Source organism: Sulfobacillus sp. TH-112 (genome assembly GCF_057473405.1).
In genome coordinates this window covers 1-10,166 of record NZ_JBYCKN010000128.1, presented here as the reverse complement: position 1 = coordinate 10,166, position 10,166 = coordinate 1, and the positions used below count along the sequence as shown (strand labels likewise).

General features: G+C 54.0%; 6 protein-coding genes. 3 read left to right on the top strand and 3 right to left on the bottom strand.

Going from position 1 to position 10,166, the window contains the following annotated elements; translation table 11 throughout:
• Window positions 1–1,972, top strand: a 1,972-nt coding sequence (locus tag ACOJWD_RS08970; protein ID WP_486992886.1) for a type IA DNA topoisomerase, incomplete at its 5' end; no start/stop codon positions are given.
• A 95-nt stretch (window positions 1,973–2,067) separates the two neighbouring features.
• The gene (glpK, locus tag ACOJWD_RS08965; RefSeq protein WP_486992885.1) at window positions 2,068–3,573 is read left to right on the top strand and encodes a glycerol kinase GlpK; all 1,506 of its coding nucleotides are present in this window, start codon (window positions 2,068–2,070) and stop codon (window positions 3,571–3,573) included.
• Window positions 3,574–3,616: 43 nt separating this feature from the next.
• Here glpK and ACOJWD_RS08960 read toward each other — a convergent pair whose 3' ends face one another.
• Genes ACOJWD_RS08960 through ACOJWD_RS08950 form a run of 3 tightly spaced genes read right to left on the bottom strand, consistent with a single transcriptional unit; the run spans window position 3,617 to window position 8,041 of the window.
• Window positions 3,617–4,816 carry an amidohydrolase family protein gene (locus ACOJWD_RS08960; protein WP_486992884.1) on the bottom strand — a complete coding sequence of 400 codons (1,200 nt, stop codon included), beginning with the start codon at window positions 4,814–4,816 and terminating at the stop codon, window positions 3,617–3,619.
• A gap of 16 nt (window positions 4,817–4,832) precedes the next feature.
• Window positions 4,833–6,614 (bottom strand): adenine deaminase C-terminal domain-containing protein, encoded by a 1,782-nt coding sequence (locus tag ACOJWD_RS08955; protein ID WP_486992883.1) that lies wholly within the window; start codon window positions 6,612–6,614, stop codon window positions 4,833–4,835.
• Complete coding sequence (locus tag ACOJWD_RS08950) at window positions 6,614–8,041, bottom strand: purine-cytosine permease family protein (protein WP_486992882.1); 1,428 nt, start codon at window positions 8,039–8,041, stop codon at window positions 6,614–6,616. Before ACOJWD_RS08950 ends, ACOJWD_RS08955 begins: the two co-directional genes overlap by 1 nt.
• 280 nt (window positions 8,042–8,321) lie before the next feature.
• Here ACOJWD_RS08950 and ACOJWD_RS08945 point away from each other — a divergent pair, with 280 nt between their 5' ends.
• On the top strand, window positions 8,322–9,779 hold the full coding sequence (locus tag ACOJWD_RS08945) for an APC family permease (protein ID WP_486992881.1): 1,458 nt from the start codon (window positions 8,322–8,324) through the stop codon (window positions 9,777–9,779).
• Window positions 9,780–10,166: the final 387 nt, after the last annotated feature.

Here is a 10,166-nt window from a genome sequence, read left to right as displayed (position 1 = left end):
GGAATCCTATCAAGCCGATTGGAAGTATTGGAAATGGGCGACGTTACCGATGTTGCCGGAAACCTTCAAAATCGAAGCCGGATCGAAAACGAAGAGTCAACTGTCCATTATCAAGAAACTCTTCAAAGAAGCGGAACGGGTAATTGCGGCTACCGATGCGGACCGCGAAGGACAATACATCTTTGCCACCATTGCCAGCTACCTGGCATTGAAGAAGCCCGTGGATCGATTGTGGCTTTCGGAAAATACCTCTGGGGCAATTCTTAAAGGGTTGGCGCACATGAAGCCTAACTCCGCGTATGACAACCTGGCTAATGCGGCTGCGACGCGAGCGCAATCGGACTGGCTGGTGGGACTTAATGCGACTCGCGCCTTTTCTTTGCGGCATGGGAAGCCTGGAGAGCCCTTGAGCATAGGGCGAGTTCAGACTCCGACATTACGACTGGTTGTTGATCGAGATACCAGTATTTTAGACTTTGATCCCAAGCCCTATTGGGAACTTCAGGTGACGTTTCAATCAGCCCTTGGAGATTATGTCGGTCTTTGGTTAGATACCCAAACCGAACATCCGCATCACATTGTATCGGCTGCCGAGGCAGAGCGGCTGGCGAGTAAGGTGCCTGTCGGAACGTCAGGGGAAGTAGTCAGTGTCGATAAGAAGCGGGTGGTCATGCGCTCACCGCTTCTGTACTCGCTCAATGCCTTACAAAAAGAGGCCAATCGTCGTATGGGTCTCACCGCCCAGCAAACTCTCGACTCCGCACAGCGACTCTATGACACCCATCTCACCAGTTATCCTAGGACCGACGCGCAGCACATCACGACAGAGATAGCGCAAGAGATTCCTCAGCGAATGCAGGGATTGACTGTGGGGTCCCGTGAATTGCGATTGCAAGCCATTTCCGGCCTCTCGCAGCGCAAGAGCCGTATTGTTAACGACGCGAAGGTGAATGAAGCGGGACACTATGCCATCATCCCGACGGGCGAGGTGCCGCATCAGCAGCTTTCCCCGATAGACCAGGCTATTTACGATCTCGTGTGTCGTCGGTTTCTGGCAGCGCTATTACCAGATGGGTTGGATGAACGCACCCGCGTTATCACTGGTGTCAACGGAGAACTCTTCGCGACTAAAGGAACCGCTGTCGTTATTCGCGGATGGCGAGACGCTCTTGAACCGGTACAGGAGGAGGACGACACGAGTCGTCCTGAGGATGACCGAGACGATGCTATCCCACAGGGACTAACACCAAAGACTCCGGTGGTTGTTAAAGAGTGTAGCGTGGACTCGAAACAAACCAAACCTCCGGCGCGCATCAATGATGCGTCATTACTCGGTATGATGGAGAAGTATGGGCTTGGAACTCCTGCGACCCGAGCACGCATCGTGGAAATTCTTCTACTCCGCGGCTATGTGGAGCGCGAGAAGAAGGCGCTCATTTCTACCGATAAAGGACGGCGACTCTTGACCCTGGTTCCTGATCAGATCCAAAGCCCCGCACTGACAGGGGAATGGGAAGCGAAACTAGAGGCCATTGCACTCGGTACTGGAGACAGCGGGGAATTTATGGAGGGGATCCGACAACTGACGCGATCCTTGGTCGAGGTAGCGCGTGCCCAAAGTGCGGAATCCTTGGTCACTGAGGCAAGTGCGCTCGGGCCGTGCCCTAAGTGCCACCTGGGGAGTATTATCAGCACGCGGAGGGGATGGGGATGTACACGCTATAAGGAGGGATGTGACTTTATGATTTGGGCGACAGTGGCGAAGAAGAAGGTGACCGAAAGTCAAGCTAGGACCCTTGTGAATGGTCGAACTACCGCGGTCCTAAAAGGCTTCAAAGGCAAAAGTGGAAAGAGTTTTTCGGCCCGATTGGCACTTGATGATCACTTTCAGGTAACGTTTGTTTTTGAGAAACGGCCCCAAGCTGTGTCCGTTCGCGAAACCAAGGCTAAGAGACCCGGAGGCGCAAGATAGCCAGTAGGCGATGCGTCATGGTCTCTCTGGGCGATGTTGCGTGGGATTGTGAATGGATTTTACGTACGGGGGCGTCGTAGGAGAGGAGCACAGGCGTGGAGGAAGGCTACATCTTATCATTGGACCAAGGCACAACGAGTTCACGCGCCGTCATATTTAATCATTTGGGAGAGCCTATCGCTATGGGGCAGCGCGATCTTCGGCAAATCTTTCCCCAGCCGGGGTGGGTTGAGCATGATCCAGAGGAGATTTGGTTTTCTCAATGGTCTGCCATTCAAGACGCGATAAAGACCAGTGCGGTCGATGTGGGGAAAATTCGTGCTATCGGGATTACGAATCAACGCGAGACAACTATAGTGTGGGAAAAATCCACCGGTAGACCGGTCTATAACGCCATCGTCTGGCAATGTCGACGCACCTCGGGAATTTGTGACACGCTAAGAACAGAAGGGATGTCTCCCACAGTACAGGATAAGACGGGACTGGTCATTGATGCCTATTTTTCCGGCACTAAAATAGCGTGGCTGTTAGATCACGTGCCAGGACTTCGGTCGCGGGCGGAACGGGGCGAAATTCTCTTTGGTACCGTAGATAGTTGGCTGGTCTATAAGCTCACTTCCGGAAAAAGTCATATTACCGACTATTCTAATGCGTCACGTACCCTATTGTTTAATATTCGCAGTCTAACATGGGATGACGAACTCCTCGCGGCCTTGAACATTCCCCGCGTTATGCTACCCGAGGCGGTGGAATCATCGGGTCGGTTGGCCATGGTCGATCCGGGGTTGTTCGGGTATCCGATTCCCATAGCGGGCATTGCAGGGGACCAGCAGGCAGCCCTATTTGGCCAGGGATGTTATTACCCCGGAATGGCCAAAAATACATATGGGACGGGCTCATTCCTACTCATGAATACCGGGTCGGATCGCATTGTCTCCTCGCATGGACTTCTTACCACGATTGCCTGGGGCCTATCGGGCAAGGTGCACTATGCGCTTGAAGGGTCTATTTTTGTCACGGGAGCGGTGGTGCAATGGTTGCGAGACGAGTTGAAAATTATTGGGAGCGCAGAGGAAACCGAGGCACTGGCAGAATCGGTGACGGATACTGGGGATGTCTATGTGGTTCCGGCATTTGTAGGCCTGGGCGCGCCGTATTGGGATAGTTATGCTCGAGGAGCGATTGTAGGGATTAGTCGTGGGACTAATCGTGCGCATTTGGCGCGAGCGGCGCTTGAGTCGATGGCCTATCAGACGCGTGATGTGCTGCAAGCCATGGTGCAAGATAGCGGGCGGACACTCGATCTCTTGCGGGTAGATGGAGGCGCCATTCACAACAACTTTTTGGCCCAGTTTCAGGCTGACATTTTAGGATGCGAGGTGGAGCGTCCGGAAGTGACCGAGGCCACCGCTCGCGGAGCCGCACTTTTGGCTGGCTACGGCGTGGGGCTGTGGAACGACTTCACCGCTGTAAACGCAAGAGTAGGGGTGGACGCCATCTTTAGACCGACCATGGATCAACAAAAGCGCGACGCGCTCTACGGGCGATGGCGGAAAGCGGTAGAGCGGTCGCGTGACTGGGCAGAGATCGGGCCGATTTGACCTTAGCGGAAGCCGAATTTTGGGCCTCGTATTCCGCGGGTTATCACCACGCGAGCGTGCCGTGGACCAGACGACCACGCACAATTACCGCGACAATTTGTTGCGCACGGTCAATAGCGGAATCTTCCCATGGCGTACCGTGCATGATCACAAAGTCCGCCCAAAATCCCGGTTTAATTTGACCTAACCGATCTCCCCACCCGATGGTCTTGGCGGCCGCGGACGTGGCCGCCTGCAGGGCCTGCACCCGAGTTAGACCAATCGCCGCTTGCATGGCGGCGATTTCCTGCCATTGAAGTCCGAATGGCATGAGACTCCCTGAGGAATCGGTGCCTAATACAAATTGGGCTCCGTGTTGATGAGCGCGATGTAACGACTGGTTGCGTGACTCCACCAAGTTCTGGGCTTTCTGACGAATCGGCATCGGTACCTCTGCCGTGCCATTCGCAATGCGGTCATTGATTAAAATGGTCGGGGCAATCGTCATGTTTCGCTGATGTAACTCGATCGCCTGGTCTACCGTGATTAAGGTGCCGTGTTCGATCGAATCCACTGTGGCGCGAAGCGCTGCATCAATCGCCTTCGGCTCATGTGCATGAGCCGCCACTGGTAGTCCCAGAGCATGGGCCTCATCGACAATCGCGTCATTTTCCTCATGGGTGTAGTTACGCCAGGCCGGTTTATCCCCCAGAGAGAGAACACCGCCTCCAGTCGCGATTTTTATGCCGTCCATGGTCATACGCGCAAATTCGCGGACTCGCTTTCTCACCGCGTCAGGTCCGTCAGCGGGAAGGATGGGGCGGTGTGGCACCGCTGGAGGCGTAAACAAATCCGCGTGGCCTGCCGTCATGCTCACCATTCCGAAGGCCAGGATGCGTGGTCCCGGCATCAGCTCTTGGTCTAGTGCGTCACGCAGGCTTACCTGACACCAGTCGGCCTCCATATCCCTTAAGGTGGTGACGCCGACCTGTAATGCGCGTCTCACGTTAGCATAAGCATGCAGGACCCGCGTGGTGTCATGGGTGATGAGCGGCCACGTGCGATAGTCGACGCTTCCAGACCCGGCATAGGAAGCCATATGGGTGTGGGTATCGATAAGCCCGGGAATCACTGCCAGTGCATGCCTCCCGGGAGGAGCGGTATCTGGCTCGACACCGACAAAGGTCCCGTCCTCCCATGTGATGCGCGCATAGCCGCGGTCTTCGTGCCCGTCCCAGAGACGGAGATGTCTTAGCTCTGGCATGCATCCAGTCCCCCTATTATGAGTTTTGTATTTCTATCCACGAGGATACCTGTCGGCGAGTGCGAACATCAATAAGTCCTAGGTCAGAGAGGCGAATTTCAGGACTGACTAAAAGACCCATGGTGCTGACATTCATAAATGGATTTTGATGTCGATAGCCCCAGTGGAAGAGGGCATCGCGGACATTTTTCGCGGCATCCACCACGGTGTCTAGCGATTGGTCGGACACGACACCCGCAAGCGGGAGGGCCAGTTGGGCGACGACCTGTCCCTCTTCGACCACCACCATACCCCCTCCAAGAGCCACTACCGTCTGGGCCGCCAGCGCCATGTCTTCGGCATTATTCCCGAGCACCGTCAAGTTATGGGCATCGTGCGAATACGTACTGGCAAGAGCGCCCCGCCGGAGTGACTGCCCTAATATGGGGGCGAACGTCTGTTCTTCGTTGCCGCTATAGCGGTTAATAACGGTTAATAGCAGGGCTTCGGCGGGCAACTGAATTTGACCGTCAGTTATCGTGGCCGAGAGAGCCACCTCGCGCGTGTAGTTATCTTCCTGGTTTAAGGAGAGTGCGCGTAAGGTGATCACTGACGAAAGATGGCTCGGAGCAGTCCACACAAATCGTGAGGGCGTCAGCGACGCTACCGTGAGGTGAATGCTGTGCCGCAGGCCATCGAGAACTTTTAGGCGTTTTTGGGATTGCCCATGGACCCGTTCTTGTCCTCGGGGGGTGAGTGCGCCGTGCTCGGCTAAAACCTCACCACCCACAATGACCATGGCGGGGCGGAAGTCTGAAAGACTATCAAGGAGAAGAATGTCCGCGCGCTTTCCAGGGGAGAGGATGCCGCGATCATAGAGGCGAAGTCGCTGAGATGGATAAAACGTCATCGCTTTGAGTGCCTTTAAGGGATCCATGCCAACGGCGACGGCTAGCCGTCCAATGCGATCGAGATGTCCTTGATCGGCCAAAACATCAGCGCTGACATCGTCAGTGCACAGCGCATAGGACGGTTCAATAGGCAACGCTTGCAACGCCTCGATCAATTCTGCTCGGAGTGTTTTTGCTTGGAATTCTAAGAACATTCCTAGACGAATTTTCTTCATTAAAAGTAGGGTAGTACTCTTGGAGTGATCGGAGTCTACTCCTTCATAAAGGAGGGCCGTGAGGGCTTCATCCGTGACGTCCGGTGCATGACCTTCGAGCATCACGCCGGCGTCACGAGCGGTCTGTAAAATGTCTTGCATACGCTGTTCTCCGCGCGCAATGCCATAAGCGTCCATGACTTCACCGAGTCCTAGGACGTCGGGGCGTTTTAATAGTCTCTGTACGTCGTGAGGTTCCATACTACCGCCGGATCCTTCTAAGCCGGGTACGGAGGGCACTGACGAAGGCACCATCCAACGGATATCGACCGGTAGACCGTGGGCCGAATCCATGAACGCTTCCAGTCCTCTGGGACCGAGAACATTGGTGATTTCGTGGGCGTCGGCAGCACAGGTGGTAGTGCCCCGAATGAGAACCGCTTCGGCATACGCTTCGGGAGTGACAAAAGAACTTTCAATGTGTAAGTGGGAGTCGATAAACCCTGGGACGGCGTAACGTCTCCGGCCATCAATGGCGGGGAGATCGGTGGGCGTTCCACAGGGCCAAAAGGCGGCAATACGGTGATCTGCAATCACAATATCGAGGATTTCATCCTCGCCAGTAATCACGGACACGAGTCGGACATTTTGGACGACTAAGGTAGGTTGAACCCCCGGGGGAAGATATCCCGGAGTCCCCGACATCATGCCCATTATTCCGCCACCTCTAAAACAGGAGTAGTCGTGGGCTGAGAAAGGCGTCGGCGTTCCAATACCCAAAGGATGAATAGTGACACGGCAGTGCTGGCATATATTGAGATGTCGGCACCTCCGAGGGCTCGCGCGATGGGTCCTTCCCACAGGGGATAATCGTTCGAGCATAAGAAGGCCACGATGAATCCCGCAATGCCAGCGATAGTGGCAGACCGAGAGGACGCTCCTAAGGAGAGGCCGGACACGGAACTGTCTTGAGGCGCATTCTTGCGGTGTAACCACAAGGAACCCAGAAACACGGCCAGCCACGGGGCAGCCCAGATAACCCCGAGGGACAAGAAAGTTTCAAAGGAATTAATGAAGTTATAGACGAAGAGAGCCACTAAAGAGCCTACGAGTGCGATGGCAAATACAATGGTCACGCTGATATGACGCCGTACTTTGACACCCATGATCATGAGATCAAGTGCAGAGGAGTAGAGGTTGGGAACATACCCTGCCACTGTTGACAGGATGGCGAAGGCAAGAAAAGGAATACCCAACCAGGCGGGCAACAGTCGTGGGATGTCCACGATCGGGTCAGAAAAGTGGCCAGACAAGGTGAGCACTACACCGATCATCGGTAGTATTAAAGAAGGGATGGCTCCACCTAAGGTCACTAAGAACCATAACTTGCGAGTAGGGGTGGTGGCCGGAAGATAACGCGTGTATTCCGCGCCCATATAGGCCCAGCCGAGCCCGCCGGAGGAAATGAAAATCATGGCACCAATCGCAATGGTGGCCCATACTCCCGCCCCTCCCAACGATCCGATTCCGCGTCCACGATTAAAGTCTCCCAGTATGCCATGGGACAGTAGCACAATAGCGACTCCAATGACCAGAGCTGAAAAGATCCAGGCCAAGTATTTCTCTACCGCTTGGATCGTCGCGTGCCCGAACATTGAGGCCGAATACAGAAGTATGGACATCACGATCAGCCCAAGAATTTTACCGAGCAGTGGTGATGCGTGCGGTGCCACATAGCCCACAATGCCGGCAAAAGACAGCGTACCGATGGCGAGTCCGATGGCTGCCCAGCCTAAGCCCAAGATCCAAGAAACAAAGGTGTTAGCCCCGTTGGTGCGCCGACCAAAGACAAAACGGCTAATGGCCAAAGTGGGTAGACCATATCTCGGCCCATAAATGCTGACAAATCCGACAGTAATATATGATAACGCGCCGATAAAGACGACCAAAAGGCTCTGCCAAAAATCGAGCCCTAAGGAGGTGGCAATTCCGCCGGCCACGATGGAGCCAAAATTGGCTGTGGTCGCTAACCAAAAGGTAAATAGGTCGCGGGGCTTTCCATGCCTTTGATTATGGGGAATCGGTTCGATGCCGCCCTGTTCGACATGATAGGCAACATTTAAGGGCTGTTCAGGATTCAAAACATCCACCTCGCGATAAAATTTATTGGAATGACTAGTGCTGGTATTTATGGTATTCCACAAATCCGGACAATGTCAATAAAAATGCTCACCAATGTTCGGATATGTGATTTGTCCCATCTACATCAGATTTGTCCCATGATTCAGAAAGACATCATCGCTCTAGCAGAAGCATGCTATGCTCTTCGGAGTACATTTCGACACCATCCGCTGTCTTGTGATCGATTGATCCGCTGATGTGCCAAAGTGCGGGTTTGTGTTGTGCGGGGGAGGATTGGATATGCATCCTGAAGCGAGCGCTTCAGGGAATTTGCGAGGTAACGCCATGGGACTCTTTGGGGATTTCATCGCCGGCATTGCTACGGTCGCTCCATCCAGTAGCGTGGCATTTACGCTTGCCTTAATGTTATCGTTTGCGGGACTGGCATCGCCATTTGCCGTGGTGGTGGTGGGGCTAGGAATGTTGTTTGTGGCGGTGGGGTATGCGCGTCTTAATCATTGGCGTCCCAATGCCGGAGCCCCATTTGTCTGGGTTGGGGCGGTGATTCGGCCATGGTTAGGATTTGCCATAGGAATGGGCGCGATCATGGGAATGTTATTTGCCAACATGGGGAACATCGCACTGGCTGGAAGTTATCTCATTTCTTTGGTTTCGCCGTCCACTCGGCCATCCAGTGGCGTGGTGTGGTTAGTCTCGGCAGGGCTCTTAGCGCTGGTTGTGGCACTATCGATTAGAGGTGTTCGTCCTTCTATGCGCGTCCAGATAACGCTATTGATAGCGGAATACGCCATTGTCATCGTCTTTCTTCTGGTAGCGGTGATTGATGAAATGAGCCGACACGGCGCAGGGATGTCGGCTCCACAATGGTCTATGTTTACGCCCTCGTTGTCATTAGGAGGATGGAAGGGGATTTCTGCAGCCGCGGTACCCATTGCCTTTCTCTATTTGGGATGGGAGTCGACACTGGTACTTAGCGAGGAGACCACGCGCTCCCGCGTGAATCCCAGCCGCGCGGCGATTTTGGGAACGGCGTTCTTAGTGGTATGGTATGCCATCTTAACCGTGGTATTTCAAGGGATCGCGCCTCGGCAAGCCATCATCGCGCACGGTACCGACGTTTTGGCTTATGCAGGCACAGTGCTATTGCCTGAACCGTGGTCACGGCTATTTCCGATAGCCGTGTTTGTGGCCGTTTTTGGAACGACGCAATTGCAGCTCATGGCCTCTAGTCGCGTCGTCTGGGCCATGGCTAGGGACAAACTATTGCCCAAATTCTTCGCGACATTGTCTTCGCATCAGGCGCCGCTTTGGGCGAGTATCATTCTCGGAATTATTCCTGGCTTTGCGCTTATTCCCTACTTGGTTAGCACGAGTGCCAATGCTGCCATTGGAGATGTGATTAGTGCAGCAGGTCTTTGGTATCTCTTTATGTACGCGGTTATTGCGTTCACCAGTGTGTGGTTTTATCGACGAGCCCTATTGAAGAGTGTGGGTTATTTTCTCGTCAGTGGACTTATCCCGAGTATGGGCGGGACGATGATGGTGTTGGCGCTCATTTTTGGGCTCGCGATGCAACCCAGAGCGGTGGCCTGGGTTGGGGGGCTGACCATCATCATTTGCTTAATCGTGGGAGGCATTTATGCGTCTTTGAGCTCACATGACTATTTTCATCGCCCGCAAGTGCGTTATGACAGGGTGGAATTAGACCAGTCTAACGATCTGATTGAGGCCCGCTAGCGAGTGCAATTGTTCAACGATAATAGCCCGGGAACGGCGCTGCGTGCATTATGGGGCCGCATGGGTTCCTTTGCTGAGAATCAGTACCCGTCGGCGATAGAGATCTCTTGTTAAGTCTACCTACAATCAAATCGGCGACTGGCTCTTACCAGTCGTCGGTTTGCTTTATTGGCACGGGTTTCATCTAGCCGCGATGCATTCTCATACGTTATGCATTAGCAATCAGCACGATATAAAGTCAAGGGGGAGCGTTTGCATTCAATCAGGCAGATTATTTCGGCGGCGATCGGTACCGTTGTCATCATAGGACTCGCTGGATGTGAGGTTGTTCACCGGATGGAGCGGTCACCGACGTCGGTGCGGTCAATGCCAAACATCGATGGTATT